The organism is Streptomyces prunicolor NBRC 13075, assembly GCF_000367365.1.
GTDB classification, from domain to species: Bacteria; Actinomycetota; Actinomycetes; order Streptomycetales; family Streptomycetaceae; genus Streptomyces; species Streptomyces prunicolor.
Genome location: NZ_BARF01000127.1, coordinates 16,731 through 39,401, shown reverse-complemented (window position 1 = coordinate 39,401; position 22,671 = coordinate 16,731). Strand labels below are relative to the sequence as shown.

The 22,671-nt window shown below is 70.6% G+C and carries 21 protein-coding genes; 10 read left to right on the top strand and 11 right to left on the bottom strand.

The window, feature by feature from the left end; translation table 11 throughout:
* Positions 1–149: 149 nt before the first annotated feature.
* The 4 genes from tilS (at position 150) to folE (ending at position 4,775) form a co-directional block, all read left to right on the top strand.
* A complete protein-coding gene (gene tilS, locus SPR02S_RS48375; RefSeq protein ID WP_019064279.1) occupies positions 150–1,190 on the top strand; it encodes a tRNA lysidine(34) synthetase TilS in 1,041 nt (346 codons plus the stop codon).
* A gap of 65 nt (positions 1,191–1,255) precedes the next feature.
* Positions 1,256–1,816, top strand: a complete 561-nt coding sequence (gene hpt, locus SPR02S_RS48370) for a hypoxanthine phosphoribosyltransferase (protein WP_019064278.1) — start codon at positions 1,256–1,258, stop codon at positions 1,814–1,816.
* Between the two features lie 186 nt (positions 1,817–2,002).
* Positions 2,003–4,036 (top strand): ATP-dependent zinc metalloprotease FtsH, encoded by a 2,034-nt coding sequence (ftsH, locus tag SPR02S_RS48365; protein ID WP_019064277.1) that lies wholly within the window; start codon positions 2,003–2,005, stop codon positions 4,034–4,036.
* Positions 4,037–4,169: 133 nt separating this feature from the next.
* Positions 4,170–4,775: a GTP cyclohydrolase I FolE gene (gene folE / locus SPR02S_RS48360; RefSeq protein ID WP_019064276.1), complete on the top strand. Its 606-nt coding sequence runs from the start codon at positions 4,170–4,172 to the stop codon at positions 4,773–4,775.
* A gap of 202 nt (positions 4,776–4,977) precedes the next feature.
* Here the strand turns inward: folE and SPR02S_RS48355 are convergent, their stop codons facing one another.
* From SPR02S_RS48355 to SPR02S_RS48330, 6 genes are all read right to left on the bottom strand, one after another.
* Positions 4,978–5,466, bottom strand: a complete 489-nt coding sequence (locus SPR02S_RS48355) for a DUF3180 domain-containing protein (RefSeq protein ID WP_019064275.1) — start codon at positions 5,464–5,466, stop codon at positions 4,978–4,980.
* Positions 5,467–5,525: 59 nt separating this feature from the next.
* On the bottom strand, positions 5,526–6,137 hold the full coding sequence (gene folK / locus SPR02S_RS48350; protein ID WP_019064274.1) for a 2-amino-4-hydroxy-6-hydroxymethyldihydropteridine diphosphokinase: 612 nt from the start codon (positions 6,135–6,137) through the stop codon (positions 5,526–5,528).
* Positions 6,134–6,493 (bottom strand): dihydroneopterin aldolase, encoded by a 360-nt coding sequence (gene folB, locus SPR02S_RS48345; protein WP_019064273.1) that lies wholly within the window; start codon positions 6,491–6,493, stop codon positions 6,134–6,136. The genes folK and folB overlap by 4 nt, the downstream gene beginning before the upstream one ends.
* A 313-nt stretch (positions 6,494–6,806) precedes the next feature.
* A complete protein-coding gene (locus SPR02S_RS48340) occupies positions 6,807–7,310 on the bottom strand; it encodes a nuclear transport factor 2 family protein (protein ID WP_019064272.1) in 504 nt (167 codons plus the stop codon).
* Positions 7,307–8,215 (bottom strand): dihydropteroate synthase, encoded by a 909-nt coding sequence (folP, locus tag SPR02S_RS48335; RefSeq protein ID WP_019064271.1) that lies wholly within the window; start codon positions 8,213–8,215, stop codon positions 7,307–7,309. Before folP ends, SPR02S_RS48340 begins: the two co-directional genes overlap by 4 nt.
* 377 nt (positions 8,216–8,592) lie before the next feature.
* The gene (locus tag SPR02S_RS48330; protein WP_019064270.1) at positions 8,593–10,404 is read right to left on the bottom strand and encodes a phosphatidylglycerol lysyltransferase domain-containing protein; all 1,812 of its coding nucleotides are present in this window, start codon (positions 10,402–10,404) and stop codon (positions 8,593–8,595) included.
* 224 nt (positions 10,405–10,628) lie between these two features.
* Between SPR02S_RS48330 and SPR02S_RS48325 the strand changes: the two genes are divergently transcribed.
* Together SPR02S_RS48325 and SPR02S_RS48320 are read left to right on the top strand one after the other, a co-directional pair.
* A complete protein-coding gene (locus SPR02S_RS48325; protein WP_026151573.1) occupies positions 10,629–11,759 on the top strand; it encodes an alpha/beta hydrolase in 1,131 nt (376 codons plus the stop codon).
* A gap of 94 nt (positions 11,760–11,853) precedes the next feature.
* A complete protein-coding gene (locus tag SPR02S_RS48320) occupies positions 11,854–13,248 on the top strand; it encodes a hypothetical protein (protein WP_169389455.1) in 1,395 nt (464 codons plus the stop codon).
* An 18-nt stretch (positions 13,249–13,266) separates the two neighbouring features.
* On the opposite strand, the gene SPR02S_RS48315 is transcribed toward SPR02S_RS48320, so the two are convergent.
* Together SPR02S_RS48315 and SPR02S_RS48310 are read right to left on the bottom strand one after the other, a co-directional pair.
* Positions 13,267–14,640: a PH domain-containing protein gene (locus tag SPR02S_RS48315; RefSeq protein WP_019064267.1), complete on the bottom strand. Its 1,374-nt coding sequence runs from the start codon at positions 14,638–14,640 to the stop codon at positions 13,267–13,269.
* A complete protein-coding gene (locus tag SPR02S_RS48310; protein ID WP_026151571.1) occupies positions 14,637–15,137 on the bottom strand; it encodes a PH domain-containing protein in 501 nt (166 codons plus the stop codon). Before SPR02S_RS48310 ends, SPR02S_RS48315 begins: the two co-directional genes overlap by 4 nt.
* 31 nt (positions 15,138–15,168) lie before the next feature.
* Between SPR02S_RS48310 and SPR02S_RS48305 the strand changes: the two genes are divergently transcribed.
* Entirely contained in the window at positions 15,169–16,320 is a 1,152-nt protein-coding gene (locus SPR02S_RS48305; protein ID WP_026151570.1) for an NADH-quinone oxidoreductase subunit D, read from the top strand.
* Between the two features lie 54 nt (positions 16,321–16,374).
* Here SPR02S_RS48305 and SPR02S_RS48300 read toward each other — a convergent pair whose 3' ends face one another.
* Complete coding sequence (locus SPR02S_RS48300; RefSeq protein WP_019064264.1) at positions 16,375–17,406, bottom strand: SAM-dependent methyltransferase; 1,032 nt, start codon at positions 17,404–17,406, stop codon at positions 16,375–16,377.
* A gap of 118 nt (positions 17,407–17,524) precedes the next feature.
* Between SPR02S_RS48300 and SPR02S_RS48295 the strand changes: the two genes are divergently transcribed.
* Together SPR02S_RS48295 and SPR02S_RS48290 are read left to right on the top strand one after the other, a co-directional pair.
* Positions 17,525–18,730: a sensor histidine kinase gene (locus SPR02S_RS48295; protein WP_019064263.1), complete on the top strand. Its 1,206-nt coding sequence runs from the start codon at positions 17,525–17,527 to the stop codon at positions 18,728–18,730.
* 125 nt (positions 18,731–18,855) lie between these two features.
* Entirely contained in the window at positions 18,856–19,527 is a 672-nt protein-coding gene (locus SPR02S_RS48290; RefSeq protein WP_026151569.1) for a response regulator, read from the top strand.
* Positions 19,528–19,584: 57 nt separating this feature from the next.
* Here SPR02S_RS48290 and SPR02S_RS48285 read toward each other — a convergent pair whose 3' ends face one another.
* Complete coding sequence (locus tag SPR02S_RS48285; protein WP_019064261.1) at positions 19,585–20,697, bottom strand: DUF5937 family protein; 1,113 nt, start codon at positions 20,695–20,697, stop codon at positions 19,585–19,587.
* Positions 20,698–20,797: 100 nt separating this feature from the next.
* Here SPR02S_RS48285 and SPR02S_RS48280 point away from each other — a divergent pair, with 100 nt between their 5' ends.
* A complete protein-coding gene (locus SPR02S_RS48280; RefSeq protein WP_019064260.1) occupies positions 20,798–21,013 on the top strand; it encodes a hypothetical protein in 216 nt (71 codons plus the stop codon).
* A 354-nt stretch (positions 21,014–21,367) separates the two neighbouring features.
* On the opposite strand, the gene SPR02S_RS48275 is transcribed toward SPR02S_RS48280, so the two are convergent.
* Positions 21,368–22,585: a threonine aldolase family protein gene (locus SPR02S_RS48275; protein WP_019064259.1), complete on the bottom strand. Its 1,218-nt coding sequence runs from the start codon at positions 22,583–22,585 to the stop codon at positions 21,368–21,370.
* Between the last annotated feature and the right edge of the window lie 86 nt (positions 22,586–22,671).

The window sequence follows — 22,671 nt, the reverse complement described above, 5'->3', positions numbered from 1 at the left end:
AACGCCCCTGCAATCACCCGTCCGAGGGACCGTGAGCGATGGGTAGGCGTGCGATGCTCGGGGAACGCCCCGGTTCTGTCACCATCTACACACTCTGAGTGACCGAACCTCGGGCCAACCCCCCGAAAACTTCATGAAGGGAACCGGACATGGGTCCCCATCCTGCGGTCGCGGCGATACGCCTGGCGGTCCGCCGCGTCCTCCACGACATCCTCACCGACCACGAGGCCCTGCAGACCGCCGGCGCCTCCCGGCACACCTCGCACGAGCGCCCGCCCTCGCCGCTCGTGCTCGTCGCATGCTCCGGCGGCGCCGATTCCATGGCCCTCGCCTCCGCCCTCGCCTTCGAAGCCCCCAAGCTGGGCATCAGGGCCGGCGGCATCACCGTCGACCACGGCCTCCAGGCCGGCTCCGACCTGCGCGCCGACGAAGTCGTCCTGCGCCTGCGCGAACTGGGCCTGGACCCCGTAGAAGCAACTTCAGTGACCGTGGGCCGCGAGGGCGGCCCCGAGGCAGCCGCCCGGGACGCCCGCTACGCCGCCCTCGACGCCTGCGCCGCCCGGCACGGCGCCGCCGCCGTCCTGCTCGGCCACACGCGCGACGACCAGGCGGAAACCGTCCTGCTGGGCCTCGCCCGCGGCTCGGGCATCCGCTCCCTGTCCGGGATGGCCGCGGTCTCGGGGGCCGACGGCCGTTACCGCCGCCCCTTCCTGCAACTCGACCGGCAGACCGCCCGCAAGGCCTGCATGGTCCAGTCGCTGCCCGTCTGGGACGACCCGCACAACGCCGACCCCGCGTACACACGTTCCCGGCTGCGCCACGAGGGCCTGCCCGCCCTGGAGAAGGCGCTCGGCAAAGGGGTCGTAGAGGCACTGGCCCGTACGGCGCAGCTGTCCCGGGACGACGCCGACGCCCTCGACACCTGGGCCAGCCAGGCCGAGGCCTCCGTACGGGACGCCACCGGCCTCCTGGAGTGCGCCAAGCTCTACGCCCTGCCGCCCGCCGTGCGCCGCCGCATCCTGCGCCGCGCGGCCATCAAGGCGGGCGCCCCGGCCGGTTCGCTGTTCGCCCGGCACATCGAGGAAGTCGACCGCCTGATCACCGGCTGGCGCGGTCAGGGAGCCATCAATCTCCCGGGCAAGGTCGTCGCCCAGCGCCAGGGTGGCAGACTGGTGATTCGGCAAGGCTGAATCGACACCCCCTCCGGGCCTCCGGGGGAGGGGCCAGGTAGTAGCCGGTTGGACGACCGAAAGTGATGCGGGTGGACGCGAAAGACATGGGTGACGACCTCCAGTCGGTGCTCATCACCAAGGAAGAGATCGACGCGAAGCTCGTGGAGCTCGCCGCGAAGATCGACGCGGAGTACGCGGGCAAGGATCTGCTGATCGTCGGCGTCCTCAAGGGCGCGGTGATGGTCATGGCGGACCTCGCCCGGGCGCTGTCCACCCCCGTCACCATGGACTGGATGGCCGTGTCGTCGTACGGCGCGGGCACACAGTCCTCCGGTGTCGTGCGGATCCTCAAGGACCTCGACACCGACATCAAGGGCAAGCACGTCCTCATCGTCGAGGACATCATCGACTCCGGTCTGACGCTGTCCTGGCTGATCTCCAACCTCGGCTCGCGTGAGCCCGACTCGTTGAAGATCTGCACCCTGCTGCGCAAGCCGGAGGCGGCCAAGGTCGCCATCGACGTGGAGTGGGTCGGCTTCGACATCCCGAACGAGTTCGTCGTCGGATACGGCCTCGACTACGCGGAGAAGTACCGCAACCTGCCGTTCGTCGGTACGCTCGCGCCGCACGTCTACGGCGGCTAGAGCCACTCGGCCCAAGCCCTGTAAGACGATCGGGAACCCCAGCGGGTTTCGCGCCGTTGGAGCATGCAGACGCGTCTCCCAGCCGTCCCGTGAGACTTCGGGCAACATGGCTGGGGTACGGTCAGAAGAACTGTCTTTATCAAACTCACTATGGCAGGAGGGACGGAGCGTTCTCGCTCCGTATGGATGGACGTGAAGCGATACTTCCGTGGGCCGGTCATGTGGATCGTGCTGGCCGTCCTTGCCGTGGTCGTGTTGATGCAGGTCGTCGGCTCGTCCGGCGGCTACAAGACGGTGGACACCGGCCAGATCGTCCAGGCGATCAATGACAACAAGGTCGAGTCGGCCAAGATCACCACCGGCGACGAGCAGACTGTCAAGGCCACGCTCAAGGACGGCGTAAAGGTCGACGGCAGCTCCAAGATCCAGGCGAGCTACATCGGCGATCAAGGCGTGGACCTCGCGGCCACGCTGCAGACCAAGTTCCAGGACAAGCAGATTCCGGACGGTTACACGGTCTCTCCGACGAAGCAGAACGCTTTCGTCGGGATTCTGTTGTCCCTGCTCCCCTTCGTCCTCATCGTGGTCGTCTTCCTGTTCCTGATGAACCAGATGCAGGGCGGCGGCTCCCGAGTCATGAACTTCGGGAAGTCCAAGGCCAAGCTCATCACCAAGGACACCCCGAAGACGACGTTCGCGGACGTCGCGGGCTCCGACGAGGCCGTCGAGGAACTGCACGAGATCAAGGAGTTCCTCCAGGAGCCGGCGAAGTTCCAGGCCGTCGGCGCGAAGATCCCCAAGGGCGTACTCCTGTACGGCCCTCCCGGCACCGGCAAGACCCTGCTGGCGCGCGCCGTCGCAGGCGAGGCCGGGGTGCCCTTCTACTCGATCTCCGGTTCCGACTTCGTCGAGATGTTCGTCGGTGTCGGTGCCTCCCGAGTCCGTGACCTGTTCGAGCAGGCCAAGGCGAACGCCCCGGCGATCGTCTTCGTCGACGAGATCGACGCGGTCGGCCGCCATCGCGGCGCCGGCCTCGGCGGTGGACACGACGAGCGCGAGCAGACGCTGAACCAGCTGCTCGTCGAGATGGACGGCTTCGACGTCAAGGGCGGCGTGATCCTCATCGCCGCGACGAACCGGCCCGACATCCTCGACCCGGCCCTCCTGCGCCCCGGCCGCTTCGACCGCCAGATCGCGGTCGACCGCCCGGACATGCAGGGCCGTCTGGAGATCCTCAAAGTTCACCAGAAGGGCAAGCCGGTCGCACCGGACGTCGATCTGTCGGCCGTCGCGCGCCGTACGCCGGGCTTCACCGGCGCGGACCTGAGCAACGTCCTCAACGAGGCCGCCCTGCTCACCGCCCGAGGCAACCGCAAGCTGATCGACAACTTCATGCTGGACGAGGCGATCGACCGTGTGGTCGCGGGCCCGCAGAAGCGGACCCGGATCATGTCGGACAAGGAGAAGAAGATCACCGCGTACCACGAGGGCGGACACGCCCTGGTCGCGGCGGCTTCTCCCAACTCCGACCCGGTGCACAAGATCACGATCCTCTCCCGAGGCCGTGCTCTGGGCTACACCATGGTCCTGCCGGAAGAGGACAAGTACTCGACCACGCGCAACGAGATGCTCGACCAGCTGGCCTACATGCTGGGCGGTCGCGCGGCCGAGGAACTGGTCTTCCACGACCCGACCACGGGCGCCGCGAACGACATCGAGAAGGCCACCGCGACGGCCCGCGCGATGGTCACGCAGTACGGCATGACCGAGCGCCTCGGCGCGATCAAGTTCGGCGGCGACAACACCGAGCCCTTCCTGGGCCGGGAGATGTCGCACCCGCGTGACTACTCGGAAGAGGTCGCCGCGCTCGTCGACGAAGAGGTCAAGAAGCTCATCGAGAACGCGCACAACGAGGCCTGGGAGATCCTGGTCGAGAACCGTGACGTGCTCGACGCGCTCGTGCTCCAGCTGCTGGAGAAGGAAACGCTGAACAAGGAGCAGATCGCCGAGGTCTTCACTCCGATCATCCGGCGTCCGGCCCGTCCCTCCTGGACCGGCTCCTCCCGCCGTACGCCGTCCACCCGCCCGCCGGTGCTCTCCCCCAAGGAGCTCTCACTGACGAACGGTTCGAACGGCGCGGGTCCCGCGATCACCGCCGGTGCGACCGCCGAGTCCTCTCCCACGCTGGAGAAGGCCCCGGAGGAGCGCCCCGAGAACTGACGCGCGTCTCACACGGCTCGAAATGGAAGCCGCGCCCCCCTGGATTTAGCCTGGGGGGCGCGGCTTTTCCATATGCCCGCAACTGAGGCGTGTGTCCGCACACGCGCGACCCGCACAGGAACGAGGCACCGACATGACCGACCCCGTGACGCTGGACGGCGAGGGAGAGATCGGCGTCTTCGACGAGAAGCGCGCCGAGAACGCCGTACGCGAACTGCTGATCGCGGTCGGGGAGGACCCGGACCGGGAGGGGCTCAGGGAGACGCCGGCGCGGGTGGCGCGGGCGTACAAGGAGATATTCGCGGGGTTGTGGCAGAAGCCCGAGGATGTGCTGACGACGACGTTCGATCTGGGGCACGACGAGATGGTCCTGGTGAAGGACATCGAGGTGCTCAGCAACTGTGAGCACCATCTGGTGCCGTTCGTGGGTGTCGCCCATGTCGGGTACATCCCGTCCGCCGACGGGAAGATCACCGGGTTGTCGAAGCTGGCTCGGTTGGTGGATGTCTATGCGCGGCGGCCGCAGGTGCAGGAACGGCTGACCACGCAGGTCGCGGACTCCCTGATGGAGATTCTGGAGCCGCGCGGTGTCATCGTCGTTGTTGAGTGCGAGCACATGTGCATGTCGATGCGGGGGGTGCGGAAGCCTGGCGCCAAGACCATCACGTCTGCGGTGCGGGGGCAGTTGCGGGATCCGGCTACTCGTAACGAGGCGATGAGTCTGATCATGGCTCGCTGACGGTTCGCTTCGCTGGAAGGACCGGGCGGGTCGTCTGTCGGGTGCGGGTCCGTTGTGGCTGGGCGCGCAGTTCCCCGCGCCCCTTCAGGGCGCTCAGGTGACCGGGGTCGCTCCGGCACCGTGGCTGGTCGCGCCCACGCGGCGCAGCCGCAAATCGACACTGCCCCGCGCCCCTTTGGGGCGCCCTCGCTTGAGGGCACTCTCAGGTGACCGGGGTTGCCCCTGCCGCATTGTTGTCGTCGTCCTCCGGGAGCTTGCAGACGCGCTCCAAGAAGATCGCGGCCGCTATTACCGCGATGCCTGCCAGGACCGAGAAGCCGGCGTAGATGGCCTGGTCGCGGCGGGCGGGGATGTCCAGGGACTCCAGGAGGTAGGCGCCCGTGCCGCCGTACATGCCGGCGACGAGGGCGGCCACCAGGGCGCTGGACTGGCCGAAGACGACCGCGCGGGCGGCCATCAGGGGGTCGACGCCCTTGGCGCCGGGGCGGCGCTCGCGCTGGGCCTTGAGGCGGGCGCGCAGGGAGAGCGCCGTGGCCAGCAGGACCACGGCGATCACGGCGAGGACGATGGGCGCGGCCAGCGGGACGCTCGGCAGGGTCCCCACCGCGCTCCACAGCCGGGCCCCCGCCCAGGACAGCACTCCGGCGATCACGAACACGCCGGCCAGCACCCTGATCCGCAGCTCTCTCACGGTGTTCCTTCAGCTCCCCGTGCCCAGTCCGGGCGTAGTGGTCGTCTCGACCTTAACGACTACTCGGGCAGCCGGAGTTCCAGATCCTTGCGGGGCGCTACGCCGTCACGTGTGACGGTGTCGAGGAGAGTGGCCACCGGGCCGCGGCCGGGCAACTGCGCCTCGGGTTCCACGTCGTGCCATGGGGCGAGCACGAAGGCCCGCTCGTGGGCGCGCGGGTGGGGGAGCGTCAGGACCGGGTCGTCCGAGACGACGTCGGCGTACGCGACGATGTCGACGTCGATCGTGCGCGCTCCCCAGCGCTCCTCGCGGACCCGGTGGAAGGCCTCCTCGACCGCGTGTGCCCGCTCCAGCAGGGAGGACGGGGGCAGGGTGGTCTTGAGGACGACGACCGCGTTGAAGTACGAGGGCTGGCTGCCGGGGTCGACGCCCCACGGCTCCGTCTCGTAGACCGGCGATACGGCCTTGATGCGGACCCCGGGGGTGTCCTCCAGGGCGTCGATGGCTCCCTGGAGGGTCTCCAGGCGGTTGCCCAGGTTCGCGCCGATGGAGATCACGGCGCGCCTCGGGTTGCTGAGCGTGGTGTCGGCGGCGTCCACCTGCTGCACCACGGAGGCGGGCACCGGCTGGACGGTCGGGTCGCTGTGACCCTCGGTGAACGAGAAGGTCATACTCGGCTCCGGGTGATGGTGACGGTCACGTCGTCGAAGGGGACGGTGATCGGGGCGTCCGGCTTGTGGACGCGGACCTCGACCTCCTCGACCCCTTCGTGCTTCAGGCAGGTCTGCGCGATGCGCTCGGCGAGGGTCTCGATGAGGTTGACGGGCTCGCCCTGGACGACGGCCACGACCTCTTCGGCCACGATGCCGTAGTGCACGGTCTTCGTCAGGTCGTCGTCGGCGGCGGCCGGCCGGGTGTCCAGGCCCAGGACGAGGTCCACGATGAAGGTCTGGCCCTCTTCGCGCTCCTTGGGGAACACGCCGTGGTGCCCGCGGGCCTTCAGGCCGCTCAGCGCGACACGATCCACGCGAATCACTCCTGCAATCGTCGGTGGTGGCTGGTTCGTACCGTGTGCGGGCGGTACCCCGGCCTCGAACGAATCTACCTGCGGGCACTGACAATGCCGGGCCACGAGGACGCGGGCACTGTCCGGGGCCGGAGGATTCATCGTGCGTTTCCTCTGGGGAACCCGGTGGCTCATGGGTCGGTAGCCGCCCCTACCCCGGGGTTCGTGATTCCAACCACTTCTTGGTCCCGACGGGTTGCGACGGGACCCGAACGGGGGCGGAAGGGCGGCCGAAGGGTGTCGGGCGGGTTCTCCTCGGGGGGCGCCTACCCACTCAGGTGGGGGTGTCCTCGCCCTCGTCCTCGTCGTTTTCGGCCAGAACGGGGGACGCGTGGTGCGACCAGAGCTTCCAGCCCTCGGGGGTGCGCCGGAACACGTTCGTGGCGACCACGAGCTGGCCGACCAGTGGGCCCAGTTCGTCGCTGTCGTCGGGGGAGGGGCCGCCGCTGAGGATGTTCTCCGTGCAGGTGACCAGCGCGGTGTCGCCGGTCACCGAGACGTGCACGTCGGTGAGGAAGAACTGGATGTACTCGGTGTTCGCCATGATCAGCGCGTACGACCTGAGAACCTCGCCGCGGCCGGTCAGCACCGGCCAGCCCGGGTGCACGCAGGAGATCACGCCGCTGTCCGCCGGGTCGTGGTACTCCTCGTCGACGCCGAGGTCGGCTGGGGTCAGCCAGAGCGCGGACAGTTCGTCGAAGTCGCCGCGCTCCAGGGTCTCGTAGAACGCGGTGTTGGCGAGTTCCACCTGCTCGACGTCGGTGTGCGGGGCGGTCACAGGGCGGCCTCGGAGTTGGTGTGCGCGGCAGGTCGGGCGCCGGGGGCGCGCGCTCCCTCGACGGCGCGGGCGACGCGTACGGCGTCGGCGGTGGCGCGGACCTCGTGGACGCGCACCGCCCACGCGCCGGCGTGCGCGGCGAGCGCGGAGACGGCGGCCGTGGCGGCGTCGCGCTCGCGCGCGGGCGGGGGCGCTCCCTCGGGGCCCGCGAGGACGCGGCCGAGGAACCGTTTGCGGGAGGCGGCGACCAGGAGGGGGTGGCCGAGGGCGAGCAGGCGGTCGAGGTGGGCCAGGAGGACGAGGTCGTGCTCGGCGTCCTTGGAGAAGCCGAGGCCCGGGTCGACGACGACGCGGTCGGGGGCGACACCGCCGGCCAGAACGGCCTCCACGCGTGCGTGCAGTTCGTCGACGACCTCGGTGACGACGTCGTCGTAGACGCCCTTGACGTTGCCGCCCTCCAGGAAGCCGCGCCAGTGCATGACCACGAAGGGGGCGTCCGAGGCGGCGACGACCGGGATCATCGCGGGGTCGGCGAGGCCGCCGCTGACGTCGTTGACGAGGGCGGCGCCGGCGGCGAGGGCCCGCTCGGCGACGGAGGCGCGCATGGTGTCGACGGAGACGGTGACGCCCTCGGAGGCGAGGCCGCGCACTACGGGGATGACGCGCTTGAGTTCCTCGGCCTCGTCGACGCGGGAGGCGCCGGGGCGGGTGGACTCACCGCCGACGTCCACCAGGTCGGCGCCCTCGGTGACCAGGTCCAGGCCGCGCTTGACGGCGGCCGTGGTGTCGAAGAAGCGGCCGCCGTCGGAGAAGGAGTCGGGGGTGACGTTCACGACTCCCATGACCGCGCACCGGTCCCACTCCGGAAGACCCGTGACGCGCGCGCGTCCGCTCTGCTTGCTCATACGTTCAGCCTAGGCCCAGAGCGAGGGGGTATGGCCCTGCGGGCCGGGTGGAAGGGGGCTGGTCGGCAGGGGGAGGGGTGCGGGAGCCGGTGAGTGGGCGCTCGGCCGTGGACCGTTCGGTGGCGGCCCGTCTTGGCGGTGGTGGTGCTCGGCTGTGCCGTACGTGCTTGCGACCTTGGAGCGCCTGTCGGCGGGCGTCGGCCTTTGCCGTGGTCGTCCGGCGCGACCTTTGGCGGACCGGAGCGTGTCCGTCGCCGTAGCGCCCCGTGGTCCGGGTGAAGGCCTCCGGGTCGGGCGGGTGGGGACCTCCGGCCCGGCCCGGCCCGGGCGGTACCCCCAGCCGGAGCTGAGGTTTCCGCCCGGAACGGGGCCGTTGGTCAGGCCGCGCGTGCGTCCCGTTCTGCCAGGCCGTGGGTGCAGGCCGGGGCCGTGGCCGTGCGGCGGCGGAGGAAGCGGGGCAGGGGGAGGGCGAGGTTGACGAAGCCCTCTGCCTGCATCGCGGCGAAGCCGATGCGGGGGAGGTCGCCCGAGGCGCGGTAGACGACGAAGCGGGGTTCCCAGCGGGGCTGGAACTTCGCGTTGAACTTGTACAGGGACTCGATCTGGAACCAGCGGGACAGGAAGACCAGCAGTCCGCGCCAGGCGCGCAGTACCGGGCCCGCGCCGATCTTCTCGCCCCGCGCGAGTGCCGCGCGGAACATGGCGAAGTTGAGCGACACGCGCGTGATGCCGAGCTTCGGTGCCGCCTGGAGGGAGGCCACGATCAGTAGCTCGTTCATTCCCGGGTCCGCCGCGCGGTCGCGGCGCATCAGGTCCAGGGACATGCCGTCCGTGCCCCAGGGCACGAAGTGCAGGATCGCCTTCAAGTCGCCGTACTCGCCCGGCTGTTCGTCCGCCTTGTGGGCGGTGGCGATGAAGCAGTCGCCGTCCTCCGGGTCGCCGATACGGCCGAGCGCCATGGAGAAGCCGCGCTCGGTGTCGGTGCCCCGCCAGGCCTCCGCGGCGAGCCGGATCCGCTCCAACTCGCCCTCGCCGAGGTCACGTACACGCCGTACCCGGGTTTCGTAGCCGGCCCGCTCGATGCGCTTCACCATTTGGCGTACGTTGCGCATCGCGCGCCCGGCGAGTGAGAAATCCGCCGCGTCGACCACCGCCTCGTCGCCGAGTTCGAGGGCGTCGAGGCCGGTCTCGCGGGTCCACACCTCGCCACCCGTCTCGGAGCAGCCCATGACCGCGGGCGTCCAGGAGTGGGCCTTCGCCTCGTCCATGAACCGCTCGATGGCGCCCGGCCAGGCCTCCACGTCACCGATCGGGTCACCACTGGCGAGCATCACCCCGGAGACGACGCGGTACGTCACCGCCGCCTTGCCGCTGGGCGAGAAGACGACGGCCTTGTCGCGGCGCAGCGCGAAGTGACCGAGCGAGTCGCGTCGGCCGTGCTTCTCCAGGAGGGCACGCAACTGCGTCTCGTCCTCCGGGGTGAGGCGCGCGGCCGGGTGTTCGGGCCGGAACGCGAGGTAGATCGTCGTCACGGCGGTGAGCAGCCCCAGGGCGCCGAGCGAGAAGGCGACCGTCCAGGAGGTGCTGCCCTCGTAGTCGACCGGGCCCTCGAAGCCGATCAGGCCGTACAGGACGTGCGTAATCCGATCGGCCAGGCTCGGGTCGCCGACCATGCGCTTGGAGTGGACGCTGACGATGACCAGTCCGAGGACGAGGGAACCGGCGCCCATGAGCACGAAGTTGGCGAGCGCGCGCCACCTGCTGCGCGGGTCGGGCAGCGCCCGGAACTCGTCCCGGTGCATCAGCAGCGGCGCGAGCAGCGCGGCCGAGATGACCACTCCTATGAGCGAGTGCCGGTACGCGAACTGCGCCACCGCGCCCGCCGGCAGCAGCGCGACCGCGGCCCGCCAGGCCCGGCGCTTGCGGCGCCTGAGCCCGTGCGCCAGGAGCAGCAACAGCACGCCGGCGCTGAGCGAGAGCGCCGCGGCGAAGGGGCCGAGCGCGCCCGGCAGCACCTCCGCCATGGTGTGCATACGGCTGTGCCGGAAGCGCGGGAACACCCCCGCGGCGATGTCCAGCAGGCCGACCAGGGCGCAGGCCCTGGCGACGAGCGTGGGAACGACCTCGGGGCGCGGACCTCGGACTATGCGCCGGACTCGGCCTGAACGGCTCGGAACCCCACCCGACATTTCCCCATCTATCCTGACAGACATCGCATCCCGTAGTTCTGCGAGAGACCTTGGATCCGGGCCCGATTCGGGCATCCGGCGACATTGCGCCCTCTAGGACGGTGTCTAGAGGAAGGAGGTTCCTTCCTTACCGAAAAGCCGGTTCAAAGGCAGAGGAAAGCCCGGGGCAAGCGTGCGCGAAACTTGCGTGCGCCATGGGCGGGAAGCGCAGGCGGGGACAGCTGATGGGACTCACGAGCAGGAAAGTGCTGGTACTGGCGGTCGTGTGCGCCGTGCTGCTGTTCATCGGCACAGTATGGCTGTGGCCGCGCCTGGCCAGACGCAACTGGCGGGCCGTCAGCGGACGCGTGGGCCTGCTGCTGGCAACGCAGTTGGCGCTCTTCGTCTCGGTCGGCCTCGGAGCCAACCAGGCCTTCGGGTTCTACGCCAGCTGGGCCGACCTGTTCGGCAAGGAGACCGACCAGGGCGTCGTCGTCGACCACACGGCGCTCCAGGGCGCCGGCGGACCGCTCCATGTGGTCGAGACCCGGCGGGTGGACGCACCGGGCGGCGCTTCTCTGCCGCAGAGCGTGGGCCAGGTGCAGCGGGTCGAGATAGTGGGCCGTACGACGCATATCGCCACCCCCGCCTACGTCTACCTGCCGCCGGAGTACTTCCAGCCGCGGTACCGCACGCGCACATTCCCCGCCACGGTCGTCCTCACGGGGTACCCGGGCACTGCCAAGGCACTCGTCGACAAATTGAACTACCCGCGTACGGCCCTGGAGTTGACCAAGAAGGGGCGAATGCGGCCGATGATCCTGGTGATGATGCGGCCCACGGTGGCGCCGCCGCGCGACACGGAGTGCGTCGACGTCCCCGGCGGGCCGCAGACCGAGTCGTTCTTCGCCAAGGACCTGCCCGATGCCGTACTGGCCCACTACAGGGTGGGCAAAAAGCCCGGGAGCTGGGGAATCATCGGCGATTCCACGGGCGGTTACTGCGCCCTGAAACTCGCGATGCACCACCCCGGGGTGTACGCGGCGGGCGCGGGCCTCTCGCCCTACTACAAGGCGCCGAGCGACCCCACCACGGGCGACCTCTTCCAGGGGAACGGGACGCTGCGCAACGAGGCGGACCTGTGGTGGTACCTCAAGCACCGGCCCGCGCCCGACACCTCACTGCTCGTCACGAGCAGCAAGATCGGGGAACACAACTACAAAGACACCCTGAAATTCATCGACCGGGTGCGGGCCAACAACTCCACCCGTATCGCGTCGATCATCCTGGACAGCGGCGGGCACAACTTCAACACCTGGCGACGGGAGATCCCGGCGGCTCTCCAGTGGATCGGCGGGCGGCTCTCCGACGGGTGAAAGTGACCGCCGAACCCGTGTGAGGGAATAGGGGTCACTGTGTTTTTACCGCGCGGGGCACCATCATTCGCCTACGCGCGGTAAGTTTCTGGCCATGCCACGTGGACGTCACCGCCATTCCCCGCCGTTGCACCGGTTGTTGCCCCCCTCGGCGATCGCAGGCGTGTCGCTCGTCTGCGCCTTCGGGCCCTGGGTCTTCTCGCAACCGGCCGCGCTGCGCATAGTCGCGGCCATCGCCGCCGCGACCGCGCTCGTCGGCGCGGCGTTCATGCGCCGCTGGGACACACAGGCGGGCAAGCAGGTCGCCGACCTGATACGCGCGCGTACGAGCGACGAATGGCGCTACGAGGAGCGGCTCGCCGAACTCGAGTCCGACCTCGACGAGTCGCGCGAACTCCGCGTCAAGCTGGAGCACAAGCTGCGCGCCAAGCGCACGGAGCTGGCGGGCCTGCGCAACGAACACGCGGCCCTGCTGCGCCGGTACGCCACGGCGGAGACCGAGCGCGCGAGCGCCCTGGAGGGCCGCCGCCTGCTGGAGATAGAGGCCGCGGAACCCACGCGCGCGTTGCCACCGGTCGCGGTGGACGGCGACGGCGACGCCTCGGCGGACGTGGACGCCCACGCGGACCTGGAGCTCCAGGACGACGAGGTCGCGACGGACGACACCGAGGCTGTGGCTGCTTCGGTCGACTCCGCGGACGAGACGGACGCCGAGGGTGAGACCGAGGACGAGGAGTCCGAGGCGGTCGAGGCCGTCAAGGAGCCCGTCGCGGAGAAGCCCGCGGAGTCCACGGTGTTCTCCCCGGAGGGGTCCAAGCTGTTCCTGCGGGCCAAGGCCGCGCTGGTCCGGCTCGACGACGACGGTGAGACCCCGGCGCCCGAGCCTCAGGATTCCGCGCCGAAGGACACGGAGCCCCAGGACCCCGAGCCGAACGTCCCCGCGCCGAAGAACCTTGCGCCCAAGAACCTTGCGCCCAAGAACCTCGCGTCGAAGGACACCGGGCGGGCCCGGCCCGCCCCGGTGCCGGCCGACAGCGGCGGTGCCGACTCGGAGGCCGCGCAGGAGGACGAGGCGGAGGGGAAGCCCGAGGCGGTCGACGGGCATGAGCACGCGGCCGCCGTTCCCCCGGCCGCGCAGTCCGCCCAACTGCCCCAGTCCGCGCACCCGTCGGGGCACTTCACCGTGCCGACCGCAGTGGCCGTCGTACCGGCGTCTCCCGTACGGCGGCCGATGATCGAGGGCGGGTTCGACTTCTTCGGTATGCAGAAGGGGGCGACGACCGCCGCGATGGACGCCGTACAGAACGAGGATCTCGCCGACGTCGTGGGCCAGGAGGCCCTCGCCGTGCACAAGGCGGAGGCGGAGGGGCAGTTCAAGCCCGCCGACGAGCGGTCGCGCGATGTCGGTGTCGGCCAGATCATCGACCTGACGGCACACGACGAGACCGAGCAGATCAACCTCCACGGCCTGCGCAGCGCCGCTTCCTGAACGGGTCCTGACGTGACGTCAGGCCATCCAGCGGTCCGGGCGGGCGTCCCGGCGGCCCGTCCGTGACCGCTCGGCCTGCCCCCTGAGCAGCTCCGCGGCCTCCTCCGCGTCCCGCAGACGCGCTGTGACGGTCTTGTTCGCCCCGGTGTCCACATGGACCTCGGCAAGCCGCCAGAAGCGCTCCCAGGGCCCTTGCGTGAGCCGTACGCTCTGCACCTTCGCGTGCGGCACCAGCGCCAGGCTGCGGCGGAGCAGTCCGTGCCGGGCCGCGAACACCGTGTCGGTGACCGCGAGGCCGTAGCCGCGCCACCACAGCGGCACGCAGCGGCCGGCCCGTCGCGGCGGGCGGGACAGCGCCTCGCGTGGCGGCACGGTCACGCCGGGAAGCACGCGCGCGACGACCGACTCGGCGATCTCGCGCGGGGCGACCGGCACCAGAACGGAGTTGGACGACCCGGCCACGTCCAGCTCCACCCGCACCCAGCCGCGCCGCCGCCACAGCAGCGGTTCCACGATCCGCACGGTCTGCACCCGTCCCGGGGGCACCGTCTCGTGCGTGCGGTCCAGCAGCCCGTGGTCGATGCGCAGCCCGTCCGGGGACTCGCCCACCGTCCAGTCGTACTCCCCGACGAACCGCCCCACGCTGCTCGCGCCCGCCGCGCCCAGCAGCGGCAGCGCGGTCGCGAGGACCGTCCACACGCTGTGGGTGGCGAACCACAGGAGTGGCGGTACGACGAGTGCGGCGGCCAGCGACACCCAGGTGGCGGCGGTCAGGACCAGGGACACCGCGAGGACACCGGCCGGCACGTGCAGCAGCTGCCTTGAGGGCGCCTCGCCGACCTCGTGCGCGGTCTCGGGCGCGAACCCGGCCGCCCGCGCGAGGAGTTCGGCCCGCAGCGCCCGCGCCTCGCCCTCTCCCAGGAAGGCGAGTTCGTCCTTCTTGTCGGTCCCTACGACGTCCAGCTTCAGCTTGGCGACGCCCGCCACGCGCGCGAGGAGGGGCTGTGTCACGTCGACGGCCTGGATGCGCTCCAGCCGGATGTGCGCGGTGCGCCGGAACAACAGCCCGGTACGGATGCGCAGTTCGGTGTCGGTCACCGCGAAGTGCGTGAACCACCAGGTGAGAAAGCCGTACAGAGCGGCGGCCGGGACGAACACGGCGAGCCCGATGAGCAGCGTGACCGTGGTCAGCCGGGTCAGCTGCTCCTGCGCCTGGTTGGGGTCGTGCACCGCCCACCCGATGATGACGGCGACCGGCGCCCACGCCCGCCGCAACGGCGTCACCGGATGCAACCGCCGCTCCACGAGCGGCACTTGCATCCGTACGACCTCGGTGGCCTCGATGCCCTCGATCGCCTCGGGTACGTCCTTGTCGGCGCCCGGCGTCGTCACAGCCCCGCCGATCGGGCCTCGCCCAGCTCGGTGAGCCGGTCGCGCAGCCGTTCGGCCTCGGCCGGGACGAGCCCCGGGATGGTCGCGTCGGTCGCCGCGGCCGCCGTGTGCAACTGCACGCTGGCCAGCCCGAAGTGCCGCTCCACGGGCCCCGAGGTCACCTCCACGAGCTGCATCCGCCCGTACGGCACGATCGTCTCGTGGTGCCACAGCACACCCCTGCTGATCAGCAGGTCGTCGGCGCGCTCGGCGTACCTCCAGGAGCGCCAGTTGCGGCCCAGCAGCACCCAGCCCCACGCGATGAGGGCGAGCGGCAGCAGCGCGAACGCCGCCCAGGCGGGCCCCGCGAACAGGTTCAGGAGCACGCCCAGGACCACGGTCAGCAGCCCCAGCCACACCACCAGCAACAGCCGTCGCATCTTCAGCAGCCCCGGCGGCAGCCCGGTCCACACCGGCTCGCGCGCCGCGTCGTCCTGCGTGGCAGTCCCCGTTTCCATGCCGCAAGCGTACGTACGAGAGACTGTGTCCATGACTCCCACGACGGAGACCATGGTCGGGATCGGCGGCGCCGCGGAGAGCACCGACATGGTGCTCAACATCGGCCCCCAGCACCCCTCCACGCACGGTGTGCTGCGGCTGCGGCTCGTCCTGGACGGCGAGCGCATCCAGCACGCGGAGCCGGTGATCGGCTATATGCACCGCGGCGCCGAGAAGCTCTTCGAGGCGCGCGACTACCGCCAGATCATCATGCTCGCCAACCGCCACGACTGGCTGTCGGCCTTCTCGAACGAGCTGGGCGTCGTCCTCGCGGTGGAGCGCATGCTCGGCATGGAGGTGCCCCCGCGCGCGGTGTGGACGCGCACGCTGCTCGCCGAGCTGAACCGGGTGCTCAACCACCTGATGTTCCTGGGGTCGTACCCCCTCGAACTCGGCGGCATCACCCCGGTGTTCTACGCGTTCCGGGAGCGCGAGGTCCTCCAGAACGTCATGGAGGAGGTTTCCGGCGGGCGCATGCACTACATGTTCAACCGCGTGGGCGGCCTCAAGGAGGACGTCCCGTTGGGCTGGACGGCACGCGCGCGTGAGGCCGTCGCCGCGGTGCGCTCCCGGATGGACCGCTTCGACGACCTGGTGCTCGGCAACGAGATCTTCCGGGGCCGCACGCGTGGGGTGGGCGAGCTGTCGGCGGAGGCCGTGCACGCCTACGGAGTGAGCGGGCCCATCGCGCGCGCCTCGGGCGTCGACTTCGACCTGCGGCGCGACGAGCCGTACCTCGCGTACGGCGAACTCCAGGACACCCTGAAGGTCGTCACACGCCAGGAGGGAGACTGCCTCGCCCGCTTCGAGGTGCTCCTGGAGCAGACCCACAACGCGCTCGACCTCGCGGACGCCTGCCTCGACCGGCTCGCCGGACTGGAGCCCGGGCCGATCAACCAGCGGCTCCCGAAGGTCCTGAAGGCGCCCGAGGGGCACACGTACGCATGGACCGAGAACCCGCTCGGCATCAACGGCTACTACCTCGTCAGCAAGGGCGAGAAGACCCCGTACCGGCTGAAGCTGCGCTCGGCGTCCTACAACAACATCCAGGCGCTCGCGGTGCTGCTGCCGGGGACGCTGGTGGCGGACATGGTGGCGATCCTGGGGTCGTTGTTCTTCGTGGTCGGGGACATCGACAAGTAGTCGGGGACATCGACAAGTAGGGGCCCAGTAGGGGCTGTTCACTGTTTTGGCGAGTCACGGCTCGTCGAGCGGGTCCGGAATTCCAACCGACCGCACGAGCCAGCCGAAGTCGCCGAGTCCGCCGGTCGCGGTGAGTTCGGCCGCCTCGCCGGCGCCCGCGAGGGCGCGGACGTACGCCGTCGGGTCGGTGGAGGCCAGCGTGAGCGGGGGGCGCGCGCCTGTGATGCCGAGGGCGCGCAGGGCGGCGCGTTGCGTGAGCAGGCGTGCCCTGGGGAGCGCGCCCGCCGGCGTGGTCGCCGTAGCGCCCGCTTGCGCGCAGGCGTCCAGTGCCACGTGTGCCGTGACGTCGCAGGAGCCGTCCGGTACGGGTGCCGTCTCGCGGCCCTCGCGGAAACCCGTGAGCGTGCCGAACGGGGGGCGGGTGTCCCTGGTGTGCGTGTAGTCGACGGCGATCGCGAGTCCCCGGTCGACGCAGGCGACGGCGGAGGCCCAGGCCGTGTCCCTGGGGAGGCCGATCTCGGCACGCAGCCCCTCCTCCGGCGCCAGCGGCCACCACCGCGCGAGCCACTCGGCATCCGTACCGGCCACCGGCTCCCCGAGCCGCTCGGTCCCGTCCTGCCGTACGAGCACGAGTCGCGGTACGCCGGTGGAGTCCACCTCGGCGACCTCCACGGGCACGTTGTCCAGCCACTCGTTCGCGAACAGCAGCCCGGTGATCCCCTTCGGGGGCTCGGTCAGCCACTCGACACGGGGATCGAGTCCTACGGGGCGGTCGGCGATCTCGACGGCGTACGCACGCACGCGTGCGGTCACTTCGGCGGGCAGCGCGGCGAGCACGCCGGTCACCAGTTCACCGCGGCCGGCGGCCAGGTCCACGAAGCCGAGTTCGGGTGGTCGGTCCAGCGCCTCGTCCACCCGGCACAGCAGCCGCGCCACGGCGCCCGCGAAGAGCGTCGACGCGTGCACCGACGTACGGAAGTGTCCGGCGGGTCCCTCGGGTCTGCGGTAGAAGCCCTCGGGCCCGTACAGGGCCTCCTCGGCCGCCGTCCGCCAGCCGCGCCACCGGCCCGTGGTGTCTTCCGTCACGTGGTCAGACTAAGTGCAGAGGACAACGGGGCCTCCACCTTGGGGAGTACGCGGGGCGTATACGGATCGATCCTCCGGTTGACCCCGGCACACCGCACGCATCCCTACGCTGGGTTACGTGCAGCGCCTCTACGACTTCCTCCGCAGACACCCGACATGGGTCGACACCTTCTGGGCTGTCTTCCTGCTGGGGCTGAGCGGCGTGAGCATCGCGAGTACCAGCTATGCGTCGGGCCGGCACGGGACGGCCGCCGGGGCGATCGCGGCTTCCGCCGTCATGTGTGTGGCGATCGCGCTGCGCCGCCGCTGGCCGGAGAAGATGCTCGTCCTGGCCGGGGCGACGGGCCTCGCGCAACTGGTCCTCGACATCGAGCCCGTGGTGGCCGACTTCGCCATGCTGGTGATCGTCTACACGGTCGCCGCGGTCGGCGCCCGCTGGGCCTCCCGCTTCGCCCTGGCCTCCGGTCTGTCCGCGGCGACCCTCGCGCAGATCCGCTGGCCCCAGGAGCACACCAGTTCCGCCGGGCTGGTCGCGCTGGCGATCTTCCAGACGGTGCCGTTCGCACTGGCCTGGGTGCTCGGCGACTCGATGCGCACCCGGCGCGCGTACTTCGCGCAGCTGGAGGAGCGCGCCGCCCGGCTGGAGAAGGAGCGCGAGGCGCAGGCGAAGGTCGCGGTCGCCGCCGAGCGTGCCCGGATCGCCCGCGAGCTGCACGACGTGGTCGCGCACAACGTGTCGGTGATGGTGGTCCAGGCCGACGGCGCCGCCTATGTCCTCGACTCGGCGCCGGACCAGGCGAAGAAGGCCCTGGAGACGATCTCCTCCACCGGCCGCCAGGCCCTCGCGGAGATGCGCCGTCTGCTGGGCGTGCTGCGCACCGGCGAGCACAAGGAGGCCGGCGAGTACGTGCCGCAGCCGGACGTCGAGCAGATCGACGACCTGGTCGAGCAGTGCCGTACGTCCGGACTGCCCGTCGACTTCAAGGTCGAGGGCACCCCGCGCCCGCTGCCCAGCGGCGTCGAGCTGACGGCGTACCGGATCGTCCAGGAGGCGCTCACCAACACCCGCAAGCACGGCGGCCCGAACACGGGCGCCAGTGTGCGGCTGGTCTACTTCGACGACGGCCTCGGGTTGCTCGTCGAGGACGACGGCAAGGGAGCCCCGCACGAGCTGTACGAGGAGGGCGGCGCCGACGGCCAGGGGCATGGTCTGATCGGTATGCGTGAGCGGGTGGGCATGGTCGGGGGAACGCTGGACGCGGGACCGCGGCCCGGTGGCGGCTTCCGTATCAGTGCGCTGCTGCCACTGAAACCCGCGCACTGATCTTTCGTACGCCGGGCAGTGACACCTGTAAGGAATTGTTGAACGACCTGTTGAACGACCGGTCGTCGAACGACTTGTTGAGCCAATTGTTGAACGATCCTGTTGACGGAACGGAAGAGGACCCGATGGCGATCCGCGTGATGCTCGTCGACGACCAGGTGCTGCTGCGCACCGGGTTCCGGATGGTGCTCGCCGCCCAGCCGGACATGGAGGTCGTCGCGGAGGCGGGCGACGGCGTCGAGGCCCTTCAGGTGCTGGCGGCGACCGCGGTCGACGTGGTGCTGATGGACGTCCGTATGCCGAAGCTGGACGGCGTGGAGACCACCCGCCGCATCTGCCAGGGCGAGAACCCGCCGAAGGTGCTGATCCTGACCACCTTCGACCTCGACGAGTACGCCTTCTCCGGGCTGAAGGCCGGTGCCTCCGGCTTCATGCTCAAGGACGTGCCGCCGGGCGAGCTGCTCACCGCGATCCGCTCCGTGCACAGCGGCGACGCCGTGGTGGCGCCCTCGACGACCCGCCGCCTCCTGGATCGCTTCGCCCCGATGCTGCCCGCCACCGGGAAGGAGCCCCAGCACAAGGAGCTGGAGCGGCTCACCGAGCGCGAGCGCGAGGTCATGATCCTCGTCGCCCAGGGTCTGTCCAACGGCGAGATCGCGGCCCGCCTGGTGCTGTCCGAGGCGACCGTGAAGACCCATGTCGGCCGCATCCTGACCAAGCTCGGCCTGCGGGACCGGGTGCAGGTCGTCGTCCTGGCGTACGAGACGGGGCTGGTGCGGGCCGGCGGGCACGGCTGAGGGCCGGCTGCCCGGGGTTAGCTGGTCGGTAGGTCGGTTAGCTGCTCGGTTGGTCGGTTACCTGAGGATGCCCTCCAGGAAGTCGCTGCCCAGGCGGGCCACCATCGTGACGTCCAGCTGGTGCAGGACGTAGCGGCCGCGGCGGCGGGTGGTGATCAGGCCGGCCTTCTTCAGGACGCCGAGGTGGCGGGATATCTCGGGGGCGGTCATGCCGTGCACCTGGGTCAGCTCGCTCGTGGTGAACGCGCTGCGGGCCAGGCTGCGGCACAGGCGCATGCGGACCGGGTGGGACAGGGCGGTCATCCGCAGGGTCAGCTGCTCCAGGGAGGTCGGCGCGGCGAGCTTCGGGGTGTTGTGCACGGGGTAGTGCACGACGGGCTGCCAGCCGTACCGGTAGAGGACCGTCAGATGCGGCCAGCCCAGGGTCGTGGGCACCAGGAGGAGGCCGCCGTCCTGGGTCGCCGTACGGCCGGTGCCGAGCTTGTCGACCGTGATGCGGGTGGCGCTCTCGTCGAGGGTCACCGCGCTGGATATCGACGTCAGCGCCTCCGCCAGGCCCTTGCGGTGCAGGAGATCCGTCTTGTGGCGGGCGTCGGTGGCGAGTTGGTGGTGCATCCGGGACCAGGTCTCCGCGAAGAACGCCTCGTCGCAGTCCTCCAGGAACTGCCGCAGCCAGGCCCTGGTCCGCGGCGGGTCGGCCAACAGCCGCTCGGTGAAAGCCAGTTGACGTGGACCGCGCGCGGCTGCCTGCTCCAGGGCGCGCTGCCGGATCCCGGCGTCGGTGAGCGGGCCTGGTCCGCCCGTGCTGTAGGAGGTCGCGCAGGTGGTGAACTCCATGGCCGCGTCCACGAACTGCTCGTCCGTCAGCTTGTCCAGCAGGTCCAGCTCCTCGGCGAGCGTGTCCCCGGGGAGCGTACTGCGGCCCGGGATGCCCGCGTACGGCACGAACAGGTCGGAGAACGTCGACCGCCACAGGAAGTCCGCCTCGCACATCCGGTCGGCCAGATGCGGATCGAGCCGGGCGGTGACGCCGGTCACCCAGCCCTGGAGGCCGGGGTGGTGCCCCGGCTCGGACATGGCGTGCAGGGCCATGCACAGCTCGCCCAGGGGTGAGGGCGCGAAGGTGATCCGCTCCTGCCGCAGCCCGGTGATGTCGATGTGCACGCTCATGTCCCCAATCGTGCACCCCGCCACTGACAACGCCCCCCCTCGTTTGACGGCCCCCGTCAATCGACGCGACAGCCACGGGGGAGCGGCGCAGCCTGGAGCCATGAGCGTCACCCAGCAGTACCTCCTGGACACCTACCGTGCCCAGCGGCTCGGCGAGGCCCCGCCGCCCCCGCCCGGCACCCACGACTGGCAGACCGCCCGCGAGCTGAGCGGCTACTGGCAGTTCCGCGCGGTCGTCGCGGAACGCCCGGCTCGTGGTCGGCTACGGCGGGCTCTGGGACGGTGGCTGCACCCGCGGGCGCGTTCTGCTTGCTGACGGCCCGCGCGCGCGTGCTGGCCACGGGCACCCGTGCTTGCGTTCCGGCCGGCTGACATCAGCGTCGCCGTTCCGGCCGCCGTCGGCCTGCGCGCGTATCGGCGACTCGTACCGCAGCTTGTGTGCAGCCCCGCTGACGGCCGGTTCCGCGTTCCGCCCGTCGGCAGCTTTCTCGTGCTCCGCACGCCTTCATGGCCGTCGGCCCCTGCGCGCCGGTGGATGACAACGCGCGCGTGCCGCCTGCGGACGATCCGCCCGTGCTCGCGTTCCACCGGCTGACAGCCCGCGACCGCCATGCGCGCCCTCATGGCCGGCGGCTCCCGTGTTCCGCTGCCGACCCGGCTCCGCTGCCTCCTAGCGGCCCGCCTCCTCCTTGAGCAGGACCACGAAGTCCGCGACCGCCGTCTTCACGTCCTCGGCCGTCCACTCGAGGGCGGCGGCCCGTACGTAGACCTCGGTGAACGCCAGGCCCGGGCCCTTCGCGTCCCAGGGGTTGGAGAAGAGGGCGGTCTTCGTCTCCTCGGCCTGCCGGATCGCGGCCTCCGCGACGGCGTCGGGGTCGTACGGCAGCCAGACCTGGAGCTCGTTCGTGTGCGGCTGCTCGGGGTGGACGCGCATCCAGGGCACCCCGGCCGCCGCGAACCCCTCGCGCAGTGCCGCGGCGACCACGCGCGCGTGGGCCACGTACTCGGGCAGTCGGGGCAGTTCCCGATCCAGGCCCGCGAGGGCCGTCAGCACGGTGGGGAACTGCTGGAAGACCATGCCCCCGTAGCGGTGCCGCCAGGTCTTCGCCTCGTCGATGAGGCTTTTCGGACCGACGAGCGCGGCGCCGCCGAGGCCTTCGAGGGACTTGTAGAACGACACGTAGACGCTGTCGGCGAGGTCGGCGATCTCGTCGAGCGGGCGGCCGAAGTGGGAGGCGGACTCCCACAGGCGGGCGCCGTCGAAGTGGACCACCGCGTCGCGTTCGCGTGCGGCCTCGACGACGGCGGAGAGTTCCTCCCAGGAGGGCAGCAGGAAACCGGCGTCCCGGAGGGGCAGTTCGAGCATCAGCGTCCCGAAGGGCTCCGGGAAGTCACGGACTTCGGCGGCGGTCGGTTGCCGGGGTTCGCTCGTCACGTGGACCGGGCGCAATCCGCTGACCTGGCTGAACGCGTCCCCTTCGTGCACTTCGGGGTGGGCGAGCGGATGCAGGGCGACGGTCGGGTTGCCGGTACGGCCCGCCCAGCAGCGCAGGGCCACCTGCTGGGCCATCGTGCCCGTGGGGAAGAAGGCCGCGGCCTCTTTGCCGAGCAGTTCGGCGACCCGCTTCTCCAGGGTCTCCACTATGCCGCCGCCGTACATGTCGGACGTCTCGTCCAGGTCGTACAGCTCGGCGGCCTCCTGTAGGAAGGCGAGCCGTTCTCGGAGCGTGCCCAGGAAGCCGAGGTGGGCGAGGGTGCGCTCCGCGTTCCGGTTCGCGCCGAGGCGCCGTTTGCGGCGCGCCAGGAGGCGTTCCTCTTCGGTTGTCGGCTCCGCTCCCTGCTCGCCCTGCTCCGCCTGATCCACGTCCTGGTCCGCCGTATCGCTCATGCCCCGGATGATGCCTGGCGCGGGTCCGTAGGAGCACCCGGATTTCCCCAGGCTTTCCCGTGCGGCACGGGTGTGCGACAACCCAC